The following is a 17,066-nucleotide window of genomic DNA, read 5'->3' as shown; positions in this document are numbered from 1 at the left end:
GGGGAATATTCCCCCGCATAAAAATTACATTTGTTGACCTTTAACACCGCTGTAGCCGTATACCAATGGCGCAGAAGTGTTGTTTTTATCGTCAGTAGGAGTCACTGTCATCATCATTTCAGTGTAAGAAATAGTGATGGTTTCAACTGGACGATCATCCTGGATAGAAACTGAGTAGTTAGAAATCATCGCATCAGTCAGTTCGATCTTCATGATTTCTTCAACTTTCTCACCCTGCTTAGTAATATGGAAAACCGCAGGTTTACCTTTACCAATTGTCGCTTCTTTAAATAAGTCAGGAGAAGAACGGTCTTGAAGTTTAGTGATAGTCAAATCATATAGACGAGTAGCGCTCGCTTCACGGTCCATCGCTGTACCAGTGTATGATGAGATCTCACGACCTACACTCCAATCTACAGATAGTAGTGTAATCAAATCTTTATATTGCTCGGCAGTTGCCTCACCCTTAATATCTGCGTATTTAAGATACGTATTAGACTGCATGCTAATCTCCTATAGCATTATTAATTGACATATATCGTAGTAATTTAATTATCTGACGTTTGATGATAATTAGTGATTAATGTATCAAAAACTTCATTTTAAATACGCCCTGTTATATCTTTAAATAAGACTTAATTTAAGCGTTTTTTATAAAAAATAATAGTTAATATGAACCAACTCCCAATTATTATTGAGAGTGTAAAGGATGTTAAACTATTGAGACATCAAGTCCACTAGTTGTACCTTTAACAATAATTTCATCAAACGTCTTATCATTAAGAATTGCATGCAATATTTCATGAGAAATCTTAGGAAGTAATGTGTTTTCTATGGTTGTCTGTACCACACGTGCACCGCTCCCCGACTCATCACTATTGTCTACAATATCATTAATTAGTTCTTCATCAAAAAATAGGTCAGCGCCGTAGTTTTTACGAATTCGATTCGTAACTTTGGCTAATTTTAATTTTGTTATTTCTATCAATACTTCTCTTGATAGAGGCAAATAAGGTAATACATTAACACGTCCTAAAAATGCAGGTTTAAAGTCAACCAACAAATCGTCACGCAAAGCATCTTTTAGTGCTGAAGGTTCTGGAGATAAATCAGGATCAGAATACAAAGACATCGTCGTTTCTGTCCCTGTATTCGCGGTCATAATAATAATAGTGTTTTTAAAATCTATATCGCGACCTTCACCATCTTTAATTGAGCCTTTATCGAATACCTGATAAAAAATATCTTGAACTCCAGGGTGCGCTTTTTCCATTTCATCCAAGAGAATCACACTATAAGGTTTGCGTCTGACGGCTTCAGTAAGTACACCACCTTCGCCATACCCAACATAACCTGGAGGAGAGCCTAATAATAAGGAAACTTTGTGCTCTTCTTTAAACTCGGACATATTGATAGTTGTGACATTCTCTTCACTGCCGTACACTTTCTCTGCAATAGCTAAAGCAGATTCAGTTTTACCCACTCCACTTGGTCCCGTGAGAAGAAATACACCATTTGGTCGTGTCTCATCCGTGAGCTGTGCACTGGCGGTTTTTATCACTTCAGACATGACTTCTAAAGCGTGCTCCTGTCCGACAACTCGTTTACACAAACTCTCTTTCAAACTCAGTACAGCTTGGATTTCATCATCCTGAAGTTTACCCAGTGGTATCCCGGTCCAATCTGAAATTACTTCTGCAATAAGCGCTTCATTGACATGCGAAAATACTAATGGCTGCGAGTTAGCGGAGAGGCTACTTTCGAGCTCCTGTAACTTGTCCCTAGCAGTCTCAGAACCCTCCTTGATTATTTGAGCTCTAAGTGACTTAGCTTCACTTACCCACTCTTTTTCTTTCTCCCACAGCATCTCTAGTTCAACTATTTCACTAGATAGAACATCAATCTCTTTTCTGACCTCTTGCAATTGCATATCAAGAGGTGCACCTAGCTGACTTTCTTGGCTTAGGTGCTCATACTCAGCTTGCTTAGCTTTTAGTTTATTCCTTTTCGCATCTAGACCTCCCGGTGTAGACGATTGACTTAACGCGACTCGCGAGCAGGCTGTGTCTAAAACAGACACAGCCTTATCTGGCAGTTGTCGGCCATTAATGTATCGAGCTGAGAGTTGAACGGCAGCATTGAGAGCCTGGCTAGTGATGTGGACGTCATGGTGTTGTGCCATTACGTCAAGTAAACCACGTAACATCTCGATCGCTAGCTCCGGCGCTGGCTCGTCGACCTTCACTACTTGAAAGCGTCTGGTAAGAGCCGCGTCTTTTTCAAAATACTTTTTATATTCTGCCCAAGTTGTTGCTGCGATCGTCCTGAGTTCACCTCTTGCTAACGCTGGCTTTAGAATATTCGCTGCATCACCTTGTCCTGCTTGTCCCCCACCACCAATCAGACCATGTGCTTCATCGATAAACAAAATAATGGGTTGTGGTGCGTCGTTAACTTCTTTCACAAGGTTTTTAAGTCTGTTTTCAAACTCACCTTTCATGCCAGCACCAGCTTGCAATAACGCCAGATCCAAAGACTTAATCGCTACATTTTGTAGAGCAGGAGGTACATCGCCATCAATAATCTTTTGCGCCAAACCTTCAACAACGGCTGTTTTTCCAACGCCAGCTTCACCAGTTAGAATCGGGTTGTTTTGTCGACGTCTTAATAAGATGTCGATCATTAAACGGATTTCATTGTCTCTACCAATAACCGGATCTATCTTACCTTCCCTAGCCTGCTCAGTAAGATCTGTTGTAAATTGATTCAGCGCAGAATTCGCGTTTGATTTCCCTAGGTCATTCGATCCTGATTGACGCGTATTACTTTCTTTAAAGTTCAATAACCGAGATGGTTCTATCTTGTTTAACTCAGGGCTAATCGAACCAGCCATGTTGACTAACGTATCATCAGACAAGTAGGCAAATAAAAGATGAATGCAATCCAACTGCTCCTGATTGAACTCAATCGTTGCCGATAGCAAAGCATTTTGCATCACAGTCACTATGTGAGCTGAAAGACCTGGGACCGATTGACATCCCGTTTTGTATTTTTCAAGTGTCTTTTGAAGATCAGTTTCAACCTTGATTTTATCGACATCAAATTCGTCGAAAACTTCCGAGTAAATATCGGCAGGGTGTTGAATAATCGTCATTAACCAGTGAGACATTTCAATACTGTGATGGGTTCGAGAGCTTGCCATCGCAGCAGCTTGTTCAAGTGTTTCCTTAGCCTGAGGAGACAATCTTTCGACCAACGCTGGAAGTGAGAGTAAAGCCATTATGTTTCCTTTAAATAGTAATTGTGATGGTTCGATCTTTTGTGCGTTTATGTTTTTTAAGTACAGAACCAACACCTAACTGACCATGTTTTTTTGATAAACAAACTTGAGGTAATAAACTATGTTTGGTGGTGAGCTGCCATTTCACTTGCTTATGCTTACCAATAAATTCATAAGCCGCACGTTTGATAATTTCTACATTTGGATGGTTAGGCAGTAATTTACTAACCAGATCTTTGTGCTTTGGCAGAAACTCGATCGTTGTTCCTGCGTTTATATTCCAAGCTTTCGAGCCTAAGGATGCTCCGGAACCAAGTTGAGCAAACTGCCCTTCAGGCATAGTTCGAGATGAAAGACGTGTTTGCTCTTCTTTTGCAAGATGTAGCCACTGCCCTTGAAACTCATGAATCTTTACTTGGCATCCAGATAAACATTCAAGAACACTTTTTAGTCCAGCTTTGCTTCTCGTCGGTGAAGCAAAAACACCACCATAATGCAGGGACAACGAACTACCCTGGCCAGTTAATGCCGACTTACAATCTTCTAAAGGTGAACGTAATCCCTGTGCATGAGCACGAGACTGAACGGTCAATTGACTCAGTTGCCAGCATCGATAGTAAAGGGATAGTAAACGATGGTTAAAAATATCGTAGAAGTCCACCATTGCCGTATCGCCTTCTTTTTGACGATGTAAAGCTAACTCGCTGTAGTGCTGAGGAAGCACCCCCTGCTCACCCGTTAGGCCTATTAAATTGGTTTCAAGTGCTAGCTTGTGGCTATCAATATGTTTCAGATCGCAAAGCTGCGCATTTTCAAAACCTAACGATGGGTTGACCTTTAGGTTTAGTTTTTCATGCTTAGGTAGAGCATCTGTCCCTATTTGTGCCTCGGCTTGCAAGATCTCGTGTTCGATAAGGTGAATTGCTTCAAACAACGGATGTTGCTTTAGATCTCGATAAAATTGCTCCGCGATCATAGCAACACCTTATCGCCAGTTAATGCAGGCCATAAGTGGAAGGGTTTTCCCGTTGACTTAAGTCTTATTTCTAGCTGCGTAAAAATGTTAATTTCAGCATATTGTGCAAAGTAAACGGATAAAACACTACCTAGGAGGAAGATTTGCTCTTTAGGTAAAATTTGATCAGAAACCGTCAAAATGATTTTTATACCGTGCGCAAAACCAACTTTACCTTTCTGACTGACTCTGCCGGTAGTCGGCTCGAACTCTAACTTCGCTAAAGCATCAATTACCGCTTTCGTTTCTGCGGTCCCAGAAAATGCATAGAGATTCAGGGTTTGCTTCAAAGTTGTTAATCCATCTTCTTCGGTAAAGTGGTTTAAAGTTAGAAGCTTAGTTAACTGCCATCGTGTACTTTCATCCATTTCTGGCCGGAGGGTTTCTGATATAGAAACTAAACAACGAACTGACTCGAAGTTGTCATTTACTTCCGGCAAAGAGACTTTTGGAAGACCACCTCCAAATGGAAGCTTCTGCGCTAAATTACGATTGCAGCAGTCAGCTTCAACGTACATTAACCAGTTTTCTCGGCTCTCCGGACTGAACAATTGATGCCTTTTATCAACAAAAGAAATGTAAGTTTCCCTACCCGGCTCATCGTATCCACCAGCCCAATTTTTATCCTCACGTCTCATCAACCAATAAATTTCACTGGCGTTCATATAATGCGTGTGCTCACCAGCGTGATAACATGGTAGGTTGTGATACGTTTTGTTCCAGTTTCTCAACGTTACGTCAGAAATAGAGACAACCTCATTACTCTCGGCTTCCTGGTATTGCGGTGATAAGTGGTAATCGTACTCGGTTGGTAGAATACGCTTGGGCTCCATAACACTTTTAAATAAGTTGACGACTGGCACACAACCAACCATCAAGCTCTCTTCATCCACTTGCTTAGGAAGCCAATCATCATTGGTATCAAAGTAAAAATACAGTTCAGCTTGCTCTCCAAGAGCTAGCTCTGATAATCCGAGTTCAGTGATATCAAAGAACATGAACTTCTCAGGAAAGTGCAGATACTCAACAAGTAATCTTGCTCCCGAAAAGCTTCTCTTACTGTATGGAACAACCTTCTCATCTTCTGAAAATCCCACTTCAATAAGATGCCTTTTCGTTAAAGACCGAACTTCTTTGCCACCCGCAACGACAGATAAACCAATTAGATTTTGAAATAGCATTTGGTAAAGTTTAAACGTCAACTGAGATTGCCCGTTTAAATAAAAGCGCAACCGTTCTAATCCCATTTCACTCAGAGATGTCTCTTCATCTTGGGCGGTGAGCTGGATTTTCAGAACTGAATGAGCATGGCTTTCCCATTGGGAGCCCACCGATTTAATCGGTGCGTTTTTGAAAGCGCCAGAGGTCACATCAACAGGGTACATTCTGACCGGATAACAGGTTCTAAACTCGCATTCGTGGTATCCAGGAGCACCGATAACGACTCGCTCACCTTCTTCTACGTCAAAAAAAGAGGAAGTGGAGCTAGAGCAGTTCATCTTAATGACGGACATTGATGGAATTGGTGCGTGAAAATCCGGATATAACTGCCCCATCAAAGATTCAGTGAACTGAGGATAACTATTGTCTAAACTTTGTCTAATCCTTGCCGTTAGAAATGCACAGCCTTCTAGCAATCTTTCTACATGTGGATCGTCAACCTGCTCCTCACTGATACGGAGTCTCGCAGCGATCTTAGGATACTGCTCCCCAAACTCTTGTCCTTTGTGACGTAAATAAGCTAACTCGCGATTATAGTATTTGAGAAACTCTTCACTCATTTCGCTCTACTCAGTTTCATACCTAAATTTACCGGCTCTACTTCAGAATTGAATCGCACTTCATGAATGCTGTTATCGATTAAGCAAGTGGCGCTAATTTGCAACCTCAACACCCTATCAATAGCGTTTTTCTCGTCCGAAATCTGGACATAAGGATTCCTTAACCTAGGCTCGAACTCTTTAATTGCATCATGAACAATGTCACAAAGCTGATTCTGCCCCTCTTGGCTGCTATAAGGCATCGAGGAAAAATCTGGCAGACCATAATTCAATATTGAATAGCGAACCTCTAAAAGGTCATCAGGAATGTTTTTCCATCCGATACGACTATTTAACATAGACTCCAGATCTCTAAGCAAGCTGTTCAACATCTGTTGTTGGCTCGTAGGGAAGTCTTTTTCATCTCTAGTTGAAGGATCACTATCCATCAATTTGTCGAGCAGAGAAACGGTTAAAGACATGTTATTATTACGCTATTTGTTTCGACTCTAACAATGTAGTCAAGTCACAGATTGGGAGGGCTGAATCACCAACTAGCCAACATTTTTGGCCTAAACCCACGAAGGATTCTTGCTCACCAAGCTGTTTCCAATCCGTTTCTCGACCTAGCTTTTGTGCGTCAGTTTCTGAGTCAACATAAGTCAATGGCATATGGCCTTCTCCTTCGCCAAGTCCGTCAATATCAAACTCTACAGGTCGCCAAATACTTTCTAATAAAGAGGTAGGTGCTTTTATTTCTAGTGCTTGAATGCTAGAAATTGGAACAAGAAAATAGTTACCCGCGGTGGAAAACAGTTCAATGTAACCACCTAAACGATCATCAATATCCCTAGCATCTTCATAGTTTGTACCGTTTATGTTAAAGCCTTTAATAGTACGCTGCTCTTCAATGCTATGCGCTAGGTGTGACGCTTCTGCATAGTCTTGATTTCCGAGAGCAAGGTTAAAGCGAACAAGCTCTTTAGTGAATTCCTCGTCACCTAATACCTTGGCACTAGCCGCACCGTCGATAAAATCTTTTCTAGCCTGGGCCGCTTTCACTAAATGTCGCAACTGACTTGCACCAGGTAGATACTCAGGAAACAATTTGATCGATTGCATAAGTTGCTCATCCGCACGCTCGAAGTCTCCATCAATGCAAAGCAGCTCAATGAACGAGCTTCTCAAGCTTGCATCTTTAGGCGCCGCTTTAATTTCATCAATTAATAGCTCTAGAGCTTGTTGCAATTGGCCTTGGGACAAAGCATTTTTCCATTGGGTCATTGTTATTTCCTTACACCAAGTGCTCTGGTGATAATTCAGTAATTAATTTAATGCTAGATACCATTTGATCGAGCTGGAAGTGCGGTCGCAAATGGATAACAGAGTAATAGTGTCCTGGAGTTTCTCTTTTCTCTCGAACCGTAATTTTCGCTTCATTTAAGGGGTACTTCGCCCTAAGTTCATCAGATGCTTCATCCGACGCGGTAGTGTACTGATGCAACCATCGTTGAAAGTCCCGCTCTAGGCTTTCTGCATCTTGATACCCACCAATCTTGTCACGCCCCATAACCTTGAGATAATGTGCGACTCGCGACACACACAACGTGTATTGCAACATCGAGGTGAGCTTTGCATTCGTTGAAATGTGTTTTTCTGCATATTGCTTAGGCTTGTAGAGAGACACATTCGAGGTCATCCCTACCATATCGGTTTCAGGTACAGGAGAAATAGAAATGAAACCGCATTCAGACAACTCTTGTTCTTTTCTCTCAGAGATCTTTAAGTTTAAAGGGCATCTTTCACGGTCATTCTTGCCATTAACACGCATTTTGTTCCTAGTAGGAGCGACGATAATACCCTGACTATAATCCCCTTGCTTAATGCCTCGCATGTGCGTAAACCACCCATGCTCCTGAAACGCTCTAATTGATACGGCTGCAAAACAATACGCACTACTCCCCCATAGCAAATCGCGATTAGAGTCGTAGACATGCTCTTGAAAGTCGAACTGATCGTTGCGTGAACCATCACTTTTATATGGCTGACGGAATAAAACATTCGGCGCAGTCAGACCAATAAATTTGGTATCATCGTTGTCTCTCAAACTGCGCCATTTTGCGTAATCTGCCTGTTCAAACTGGGCCGCAATATCTCTTATCGCAGAGAGCTGTGAAAAACTGTCAACACCAAACATCTCCGGCGATGCTGACATAATGAACGGGCTGAATGCTGCCGCTGCAGACTGAGAGATCTTGCTTAGCACAGACAGATCTCTATCAAAATAATTTTTACTCGCATCACAACGAAGTTGATAATCGCCAACTACCACGCCAAAGGGTTCTCCCCCGGCCATGCCATATTCATTTTGATAGAGCAGCTTAAATAGTGCTGATTGGTCAAACTCGATGGCTTTTAGTGCATCTTTACTGACTTCATTCCATGTTGCCGCCAACACCTTGACTTTGACGGAGTCTGATGAGCGAGTGTCGACCTGTTCGCATAAATACCTCACGCCGATCCAACCTCTTTCGAGTTGTTGAAACTCAGGATGATGTATTATTTCGTTTAATTGAGATTCTAATAGCTCATCAATTCGGTTTATCGTGTTCATCACACTATGACGAAAACTGTCCAAATCTCTTGAACGCGTACCTTCTAGCCAAATTCGAGCTGCCTCTACAAGATCAGAAGATTCATTGAATCGAGTCAACCACGGGCTATCAAGCTCAGCATAGCCCCCTGTGCTGAATTCATGCTTTAGCTTACTGGGATCGCGAAAGTTAAGTGACACTGCTATTTCCATCTAGAACATAACGATTTGGTATGGCTGGCCTTACGACCAGCCAATTCATTTCTTATCCACCCGACTGAGGGATCTTTGCAACAAGTCGCAAAGATGTCGTCAATTCTTCCATTTGCAGCCAAGGCTTAAGCCATGCTACAGCATTGTAAGAACCTGGTGCGCCAGGGATTTCCTTAACCTGGACACGAGCATCTGCTAGAGGGTATTTCGCTCGGATCTCTTGACCACCACCTTCTGAAGCATTTACATAGCCTAGAATCCAGCGGTTCAACCAAGACTCAACGTCTTCTGCTTCCATAAAGCTACCGATTTTATCTCGAGCCATTACCTTCAAATAATGCGCAAAACGAGATGTCGCCATCATGTAAGGTAGACGTGCTGAAATCGCCGCATTAGCCGTTGCTTCTGGAGATTCGTGGTTCGCCGGTTTTTGACAGGTTTGCGCACCAAAGAACACCGCATAGTTGGTGTTTTTGTAGTGACAAAGCGGTAAGAAACCAAGTTTACCCAGCTCTGCCTCACGTCGGTCGGTAATACCAATCTCTGTTGGACACTTCATATCAGGATCGCCATCATCACTCATGAAGAAATGTGTTGGCAAATTATCCACTCGACCACCACCTTCTGCACCACGGATAGCTGTACAGAATCCATATTTTGAGAAGGCGTCTGTTAACTTAACACCAAGAACATACGAAGAGTTCATCCAACAGTAGTCATTATGCTCAGCATTGACAGCAATACCTGACACTGGATCTACTTCGAACTCTTCAAATCCAAATTCCTCAACTGGAGCAGTGGCTTGTCCGTATGGCAAACGAGCCAGAACTTTCGGCATAGTCAGGCTAACAAAACGTGAATCAGCACTCTCACGGAACGAACGCCATTGAGCGTATTCTAGCGACTCAAAGACCTTGTCTAGATCGCGTGGTTTTGACAGTTCAGTCCACTCATCAAAACCAAATAGTGCTGGTGAGGCCGCGGACAAGAATGGGGAGAAGCCTGAAGCGGCTACATTTGACATTAGGCGCAGCGACTCAATATCCTCTGGGTGGTTGGTAAACTCATAGTCACCAATTAATGCACCATAAGGTTCACCACCTGCACTGCCAAACTCAGACTCGTAAACTTTCTTAAAGATCTGGCTTTGGTCAAATTCAACCGCTTTACTCAAGTCTTTATGTAACTCTTTCTTGGTCATACTCATCATGCGAATTTTCAGAGTAGAGCTCGTCTCTGAGTTCATCACTAGATAATTTAAACCACGCCAAGAACCTTCAAGTTTCTGTAATTCAGGATGATGCATTACTTCAGACAACTGATCAGAAATCTGTTTATCAAGTAAATTAATCGCTTCACGAAAAGTTACCGTTAGGTTTTTGTTCCAAGTAACCGTCCCTTTCATCGCTTCTTCAGTGAGCGTTTTAATTAGCTCTTCAGCACGAGAGGCTTCTGTCTGCTTAGTTGCACCAATAGCTTGATCTAAAAATGAAGTTGTTTGTTCATTAACAGTTGGATCTAACTGCTTTTCAGCTTCAGTCGTCATTATTCCGCTCCTTCAGTACTGTCTGACTTCGCTTTCTTGCCAAGATCTAACTCGCCCGCAAGTTTTGCCAGATTGTCTGTGTTGTTCAAAACATCCTCTAAGATGTTTTCAAGCTCTTCAGAACGGTCAACTTTTGTCATCAAATCACGCAGTTTATTACGCGTTTCCATCAGTTGGCGCAGTGGATCAACTTGATTTACGATCGCAGCGGGCTCAAAGTCTTGCATTGATTTAAAGTTCAAATCCACCTCAAACTGTGAATCGTCGTTCGCAAGCTTATTCGCAACTTTGAACTTAACCGATGGGTTCATCTTTTTGAGCACATCATCGAAGTTGTCTCGATCGATCTGAATAAAACGGCGGTCTTTCAAAGGCTTCAACGCTTCAGTGTTTTGACCAGCGAAGTCACCCATTACACCTACAACAAAAGGTAGCTCTTTCTTAAGAGTTGTACCTTCAGTTTCAACATCATAGGTAATGTGGACACGAGGCTTCCGTACTCGTGACAGTTTCGAGTGGATACTCGTCATACCATTCTCCCTTTATTAATTTTCATTTTGTTCTGCTATGCCAACCAAACGGAAGTAGCTTTTCTTTGCATCTCCGTCGGAGATAAGTTCCGCCAGTAACTCCGGCAGAGGCATTCCACACCAACGAATGATCTGTTCGATGGAGTAAGAAACTGGTGAGTGAGGCTCACTCTCTCTGAAGAAATCAGCTACTTGCTGCAATTGTCTAATCGCCTGCTCTCGTGATTTCATGTTTGTCGCTAATAGTGCATCAGAACTTTGTGAACTCACTTGTTGTTCCGAAGAAGAAGATTCATCCACCTCCTCCAGTTCTTCAAACACAGCTTGTGGTTGATTAAAACGCTCTCCAAGGAGATGCTTTAATGCCGAGTGTATTGATTCAAGCCTTTTTGATATATAAGAGCTAGGAGTGACATCACCTACCGCTTCATCTAATCGCTGACTGAATTCATTAAATGACTCTGTGGCGAACTCCAGATCAGCGATTAGCTCACGATAAAAGGCATCAGAGGTAGATTTAACTGTAGTTGTAATATCAGATAGCTCTGTAGCGCCAAGATCGACTCGATTTCGGCGCTTATCTTCATCTAAACGCTCCAACTCAATAGCTTGCTGATATTCCCAGTAGGCATACGCTTGCTCAACGCCTACGTCAGTAAGCGGGATACAAGCAATAGGGAAAATAAGTGTTCCTTCGCTATCGATACCATTGAGGCCAGTAATCGCCGATATTCTTGTTTCAATACCATCCTCATCAGGCATTGGATAGAGATCATCCCAAAACTTCTCGATGAACTCGGTTGCGAGTTTGTACCCAACGCCCATACCACGAAAACCATGCAATCGAGTTAGAGCCTCTATAAGCCAAGCCACAAACTCTAAATCTTTAGATTGATTCGTAAGTATCTCTGGTACTTCTTCAATAAATACCCGCCATAAGTTACTGTGGGTATAAATACTTTCTTCTTCTATAAGCGCATTACGCTCTGCATTTCGCGCAGCCATACGCTGATCTTTTAATCGGTAATAAGCGGACTGTGGCGATACATCTTCTCTAGGATCAACACCTGTGGGATTCTCTTGAGATATAGGAGCCAACGCTTGTTCATACCAATCGAACATCTCACTATTCATAAGACCTCCCTCTAAGAAAAACGGGGATCGTCGCGTCTTCTCTCGTTACTGCTTCAAATTCTGTCTGCGCTTGGCGAACTTTGACTAACGCACAAGTAACGTTATCACTTGCACCTCTCACTAACGCCGAATGCATGAGCGCTAATCCTGCTTGATTTACTGAGTCCGCATACAATGTCCGGTGAATTTCATCACTCGTTAATTCTTTAGAAAGCCCATCACTACACAGAAGAAATTGATCTCCGTCAGCCAACTGCCCCGAAACTTGATCAATAGTGATACTCTCATCTACCCCAACAGCTCTGGTAATAACATTTGCGAGAGGATGTGACTCAGCATCTTCAAATGCCAATAACCCTTGATCGACTAAATCCATAACTTGACTATGATCGCGTGTTTTTTGAGAAAAATGACCATTTCTAAGCTGGTAAATTCGGCTATCACCGACCCAAAGACAGTGGTAATACCCGTCCTGGATAAACAACAAAACGAGAGTTGTTCCCATCGTTTTACCGTCTAAGTGATTTTGTGCGTATTGATAAATTTCTAAATTCGCGGCTTGAACCACACTCCGGATATCATCGATATTGGTATTTGGGACATCCTGCATATGGCGCGCGATTCTATCCACTAGCATCTGGCTTGCTATGTCGCCAGCACTATGCCCACCCATTCCATCGGCTACAACCCAAATATGCTGCTCTGTCATATCTAAAAGAGCATCCTCGTTATAAGGGCGTACTTTTCCTGCGTGCGATTTAGCAAAGGTAAAATAGTTCCAATTCATTCTTCTATCCTACCAATTCCACTTTTTCCAACCGCCATCAAGCATGGCAGAAAATTGACCAATAGAAGGGAAACCGCTGGTCATAAACATACATGGTTCAACTAGAGTCGAGCCTTCAGTCCACCAAAAGCATGGCTTACTCAATTTTTCTTTAATGAGGTAATTCAAAAGTGCGCTTTGATCTGCTCCACCTTGATCATGAAAAATCGTAGATATTTGGCTTTGATAAAGAAATTTAAGAGGCCGCACTTCACTTTTTACATTCGCCACTAAATCGTTTTTTTCTTGCATGCTCTTATGCCAAACATCAAATACAAAGTCGTCCTCAAGTACTGCTAGGGCAAGAGATGCACTGTCCTCGGTCCAAGCTTTGTCCCCCCAATATTGCGCAGCTTCACCTTTTACGGCACGAGCTATAGTAAAGAAAAAGTATCTACCGCATGCATCTACACTAGGAATCATGCTACCAATGTATGTCGAGTCTTCTAAGTAACTAACATCCAGAGCAAAGTGCCACACAGGCGCGGTTAAAAAGTGCTCATTCCAACTTTCACCCAATTGTTCTCTGCTGACTGCAATAACAGCCTGCTGCCAGTCATGCCAGCGCTCTGAAAAATCTTGTGATAAGCCATCTTTCACAAAGTCTCCTTTTGCAGGCATTTTACCGATATAACCCCAGGCTGATGTTACAAGGTTCGTGGACATCTGAACCTCTCCATTTCATTTGACCAAAACGGATTAATAGCACTAGACGGAATAAGCTCTAGTTGCACCTTATTTCCCTTTAAATCAATCATAACTATGTTGTCTTTACGTGATTCTGGTCTTGCTTTAAGTGATTGATCTAGCAGTTTGAATATGCCCCACTCACCTTCATAAGTATGGGCAATCTCACGTTTAGATTCTGGCGGTGTGAACACTATTCGAGTCTGGTCTTGACCCGCAGGCCAGCTCAAGGACTTAGCTCGTGCTGGTCCATGCTTATAAACCAAATCTTGCTTACCCAACTCTAGAACAAACCGAGTAATGTGCTGATCCAGATACACTGGTTTCATACCGAACTCTACGCGCAATGAATTATCAGATTCAAAGAAAGACTGCCTGATACGCTTCGCTCTTTGAAAGACCATCAGCGTTTCTGGACGAACTCCAATTTCCTTTTCTAATCGCCAACGACTTTTCGACGTATCGACAAACGGTTCAAGATACTCTTGGAAGAATGAGTCAAGCGTACCTCCATAACCAAAGAAACGTTTGAAGTCCTTCAGCCTTACTTCTCTGCTTGCATTTGGCTCGAATGGGTATCTACCCGCAATAGTCCGCTGATAAGGGCGCACCACTTGCGTAACCCAAAGCTGATTTAGATGATCTTTCGACCCGCTCTCCGCAAACTTAACTGACTCTTGAGAAAGTTCACCTAGCCATTGATTAAATGGCCTAGGCAAAAGTTCTTTAGCGCGAGCAAAGGAAGCAGCCACATCTTGTGTAACGGTCCCATCTAAAATACTTTTGTAAGCAATTTTCTGATTATTACCTGAGCTTGATAAATCGCTTAAATACGAGCGCAAGTTAACCATAGCTTGTTGAATATCATCAAAGTCTTGTTCGCCGAGACGTAAGATCTCCGAAAAATGAGATTCGACTTCTTTACCTGGCAGTGCAACATTGAAACCATTTTCTTCAGGCAAGTACATGTCTAGTCTATCTGCCGTATTCGAAAATTTAACTTTGGCAACCTTACCTGCGACTTCAGAAGTGGCCTTCTGATTTTCTGACAATGATACTTTCGACAAACCAACTTCTTTTTGGATTGCCCTCAACAACGATTCGATTGGCCTTTCAACTCCAGATAGAACTCTAGCTTGTTCTGTTGCAAGCTCTAGGCTCGGAGCCTGCTTAAGTTGAATATCTTCGATCAGAGTTTTCCATTCATTCACATAATCTTGATAGTATCGAGATTGGACTCCTTGAATAGCGCTATCTTGATCAATTTCATGAGCCTTAAGATCGTCACCGTAAACCCAGTTCTCTTCCATTAGGCTTTTTACTGTACGGTTGATCTGAATCTGAAAAATGCTATGAAAGCCATTGTACGTATAAAAGCCCGAAATGCCTTGTGATAACGGCTTTCCACTCGCTCGTTCAAACTGCTCAAGCCCTTTAGGCCCCAAGACATCAGTCAAACGAAATGAAGGAACATGACTCTTCGAAAATTGTATCTTCATTCGCTGATAAGCACGTTCTGGTAGAGACATTTGTGTCAAAACCTCGCGAGCATTAGTCACGGCAGCGGTATTATAAGAAAAGCCTTGTCCATTATTCTCTAATAAATTTTGAGTGTGCTGTAACAGACCTTTTCTTAAGTCTAGATTTAGTTCACCCGGATATTGACGTTCAAAATAGAAGTTAAACCAAGCCAACACTTCATCTTGTTGGTATTTGTCTGGATTAAATAACATCAAATAAGTTTTCAACGTTTCATACAAATACTCTCGATGCTGTTGATTACTTTCCATTTCCGTCACCAAGCTATCAAGAAGCAAGGGAGCGTAATATTGGGTCAACGCATCAGAATATGCATTGTTCGCCGCCTGTGAGACTTTATCTCCTTGATAGAGACCAAACCTTTTTACGGAATCAGCATCGCCGTAGTTGCTTTGCTTTCCTAGAGGAAGCGTCATCAATCGGTCTAATGTCTCTACGGCTGAGATAATATCCGCCTCAAAATCTAGGCTCTCAGCACCAATCATTGCTTCAATATGGCCGGCTTGCTCATTGGTATCGACAATCAACTGAGAATTCCACTTGTAGCTCATAAGCCAAAGTGCAGACGCACCTAGCAGTAGAGAAGCACAGCCAATGTAAACACCTCGGCGCATCCACCCTGACTGCTTTTGATAGTGACGATTAACCGTTCCTAACAGTTGTTCCTTGAAAATAACCTTATCAAACAAGTTCTTCACGAAATAACTATGAGATCCTGTTGGGCTTTTTGCTAGAGCGAGGCGATTTAGTCCAAGTCCATTGGTCGATTCATTCATTAACTTATCGACTGGTAAGCCTTCTTGGACCGAGCTCAACATAAACACACCACGAATCAAGGCTGGCTCTTCAAAACTATTTTGTGCAAATATTTCAGCTAAAAATTCATCAAGGTTAGCTTGTAATACCCTTAGCTGTTTAGGAAATTCAAAAATAAGTGCTCGCTTCTCTAAATCATCTTCAGTTTCAAGGATTCTCAGCATTCGCGCATCAAGGCGCTCCAGCATGCCATGAAATTCTTTATTGAATAAAGAAATAACCCCTCTTTCATCAGCCACTTCACGCGGAAACATGAAACCGAACAATTCCTCACGATCTTCCTTGCTTAGATCAGAGAAGAACTCATTGAAACCCGCAACTAAATCCATTTTGGTCAGTAGTACGTAAATAGGAAATTGCATCCCTAACTGATTCTTCAGTTCTTGAAGGCGCGACTTGATAGCTCGAGCATGAAGGCTTCGCTCGGTTCTTGTCTGCGACATCACACTGGCTAAACTAATTGTGACAATTGCACCATTAATTGGCCTTTGCGTTCTATATTTTTTCAACAGCCCCAAGAAGCCGTGCCATGCTTTAGAGTCGACTTTTTCTTGACTGTCTTGTGTCGTGTATCGACCGGCCGTATCAATCAGAACTGCTTTATTTGCAAACCACCAATCACAATGACGAGTTCCACCGACACCAGCAATAGAGTCAGAACCAAGGCTATCCGCTAACGGAAACTCCAGCCCTGACTGCTTTAACACTGTTGTCTTCCCTGTCCCTGGAGGGCCGATCAACACATACCAAGGCAAGTCATATAAGCTTCGCTTTCCTTTATGTGTTTTCGTTACTACTTTGACAGCTTGCTCAATACGCTCGCGCATTAAGTCAATTTCACTCGCCGCTTCTTTATCTGATTGACTATCAACCTCAAGTAACGTTTGAATACTTTCGTCTTCTTTAACTTTTTGCTTGTGCTGCTTAGTCACGTTGAATAAAGCCCACACAAACACCAGCACCAAAATCGTGACGAGTCGTTGGAAGTCGCTCTTTAGTGGCTCATATCCGGCTATCGTGATAAGTGGACCAACAACCCAAATAAAAATTGAACAAGCAGCGACACCGATAAGACCGAGAAACCACCTTTGAGTAAATATTCTGCCAATTTCTTTAATACGCATCTC

13 protein-coding genes are annotated in these 17,066 nt (G+C 42.4%); all 13 read right to left on the bottom strand.

The window, feature by feature from the left end; translation table 11 throughout:
- Window positions 1-24: 24 nt before the first annotated feature.
- Window positions 25-504, bottom strand: coding sequence for an Hcp family type VI secretion system effector (locus tag J8Z23_RS16760; protein ID WP_005375967.1), 480 nt, complete (start codon window positions 502-504; stop codon window positions 25-27).
- 208 nt (window positions 505-712) lie between these two features.
- Window positions 713-3,280: a type VI secretion system ATPase TssH gene (gene tssH / locus J8Z23_RS16755; RefSeq protein WP_434635566.1), complete on the bottom strand. Its 2,568-nt coding sequence runs from the start codon at window positions 3,278-3,280 to the stop codon at window positions 713-715.
- A 10-nt stretch (window positions 3,281-3,290) separates the two neighbouring features.
- Complete coding sequence (gene tssG, locus J8Z23_RS16750; protein WP_046875360.1) at window positions 3,291-4,256, bottom strand: type VI secretion system baseplate subunit TssG; 966 nt, start codon at window positions 4,254-4,256, stop codon at window positions 3,291-3,293.
- Window positions 4,253-6,076, bottom strand: a complete 1,824-nt coding sequence (gene tssF, locus J8Z23_RS16745) for a type VI secretion system baseplate subunit TssF (protein ID WP_434635564.1) — start codon at window positions 6,074-6,076, stop codon at window positions 4,253-4,255. Before tssF ends, tssG begins: the two co-directional genes overlap by 4 nt.
- Window positions 6,073-6,537, bottom strand: a complete 465-nt coding sequence (gene tssE, locus J8Z23_RS16740) for a type VI secretion system baseplate subunit TssE (protein ID WP_012842186.1) — start codon at window positions 6,535-6,537, stop codon at window positions 6,073-6,075. The genes tssF and tssE overlap by 4 nt, the downstream gene beginning before the upstream one ends.
- Before the next feature lie 7 nt (window positions 6,538-6,544).
- On the bottom strand, window positions 6,545-7,339 hold the full coding sequence (locus J8Z23_RS16735) for a type VI secretion system accessory protein TagJ (RefSeq protein ID WP_256894166.1): 795 nt from the start codon (window positions 7,337-7,339) through the stop codon (window positions 6,545-6,547).
- Window positions 7,340-7,349: 10 nt separating this feature from the next.
- Window positions 7,350-8,861 (bottom strand): type VI secretion system contractile sheath large subunit, encoded by a 1,512-nt coding sequence (gene tssC, locus J8Z23_RS16730; protein ID WP_046875358.1) that lies wholly within the window; start codon window positions 8,859-8,861, stop codon window positions 7,350-7,352.
- A 52-nt stretch (window positions 8,862-8,913) separates the two neighbouring features.
- Window positions 8,914-10,407, bottom strand: coding sequence for a type VI secretion system contractile sheath large subunit (tssC, locus tag J8Z23_RS16725; RefSeq protein WP_005396386.1), 1,494 nt, complete (start codon window positions 10,405-10,407; stop codon window positions 8,914-8,916).
- Window positions 10,407-10,937, bottom strand: a complete 531-nt coding sequence (gene tssB / locus J8Z23_RS16720) for a type VI secretion system contractile sheath small subunit (RefSeq protein ID WP_005396385.1) — start codon at window positions 10,935-10,937, stop codon at window positions 10,407-10,409. The genes tssC (J8Z23_RS16725) and tssB overlap by 1 nt, the downstream gene beginning before the upstream one ends.
- Before the next feature lie 15 nt (window positions 10,938-10,952).
- Entirely contained in the window at window positions 10,953-12,071 is a 1,119-nt protein-coding gene (gene tssA, locus J8Z23_RS16715; protein WP_012842182.1) for a type VI secretion system protein TssA, read from the bottom strand.
- Window positions 12,064-12,858, bottom strand: a complete 795-nt coding sequence (locus tag J8Z23_RS16710; protein ID WP_005398381.1) for a PP2C family protein-serine/threonine phosphatase — start codon at window positions 12,856-12,858, stop codon at window positions 12,064-12,066. Before J8Z23_RS16710 ends, tssA begins: the two co-directional genes overlap by 8 nt.
- Before the next feature lie 9 nt (window positions 12,859-12,867).
- The gene (gene tagF, locus J8Z23_RS16705; RefSeq protein WP_104970766.1) at window positions 12,868-13,563 is read right to left on the bottom strand and encodes a type VI secretion system-associated protein TagF; all 696 of its coding nucleotides are present in this window, start codon (window positions 13,561-13,563) and stop codon (window positions 12,868-12,870) included.
- Complete coding sequence (gene tssM / locus J8Z23_RS16700; protein ID WP_104972679.1) at window positions 13,545-17,063, bottom strand: type VI secretion system membrane subunit TssM; 3,519 nt, start codon at window positions 17,061-17,063, stop codon at window positions 13,545-13,547. The genes tagF and tssM overlap by 19 nt, the downstream gene beginning before the upstream one ends.
- Window positions 17,064-17,066: the final 3 nt, after the last annotated feature.

The sequence above is a fragment of the Vibrio sp. SCSIO 43086 genome, from assembly GCF_051132235.1.
GTDB classification, from domain to species: Bacteria; Pseudomonadota; Gammaproteobacteria; order Enterobacterales; family Vibrionaceae; genus Vibrio; species Vibrio diabolicus.
Note: the sequence above shows the minus strand (reverse complement) of the source record. Positions and strands in the feature narration are given on the sequence as shown.

Excerpts from the sequence above, each read along its gene's own strand:
- J8Z23_RS16760 (WP_005375967.1), bottom strand. The coding sequence starts at position 504 with ATGCAGTCTAATACGTATCTTAAATACGCAGATATTAAGGGTGAGGCA.
- tssH (WP_434635566.1), bottom strand. The coding sequence starts at position 3,280 with ATGGCTTTACTCTCACTTCCAGCGTTGGTCGAAAGATTGTCTCCTCAG.
- tssG (WP_046875360.1), bottom strand. The coding sequence starts at position 4,256 with ATGATCGCGGAGCAATTTTATCGAGATCTAAAGCAACATCCGTTGTTT.
- tssF (WP_434635564.1), bottom strand. The coding sequence starts at position 6,076 with ATGAGTGAAGAGTTTCTCAAATACTATAATCGCGAGTTAGCTTATTTA.
- tssE (WP_012842186.1), bottom strand. The coding sequence starts at position 6,537 with ATGTCTTTAACCGTTTCTCTGCTCGACAAATTGATGGATAGTGATCCT.
- J8Z23_RS16735 (WP_256894166.1), bottom strand. The coding sequence starts at position 7,339 with ATGACCCAATGGAAAAATGCTTTGTCCCAAGGCCAATTGCAACAAGCT.
- tssC (WP_046875358.1), bottom strand. The coding sequence starts at position 8,861 with ATGGAAATAGCAGTGTCACTTAACTTTCGCGATCCCAGTAAGCTAAAG.
- tssC (WP_005396386.1), bottom strand. The coding sequence starts at position 10,407 with ATGACGACTGAAGCTGAAAAGCAGTTAGATCCAACTGTTAATGAACAA.
- tssB (WP_005396385.1), bottom strand. The coding sequence starts at position 10,937 with ATGACGAGTATCCACTCGAAACTGTCACGAGTACGGAAGCCTCGTGTC.
- tssA (WP_012842182.1), bottom strand. The coding sequence starts at position 12,071 with ATGAATAGTGAGATGTTCGATTGGTATGAACAAGCGTTGGCTCCTATA.
- J8Z23_RS16710 (WP_005398381.1), bottom strand. The coding sequence starts at position 12,858 with ATGAATTGGAACTATTTTACCTTTGCTAAATCGCACGCAGGAAAAGTA.
- tagF (WP_104970766.1), bottom strand. The coding sequence starts at position 13,563 with ATGTCCACGAACCTTGTAACATCAGCCTGGGGTTATATCGGTAAAATG.
- tssM (WP_104972679.1), bottom strand. The coding sequence starts at position 17,063 with ATGCGTATTAAAGAAATTGGCAGAATATTTACTCAAAGGTGGTTTCTC.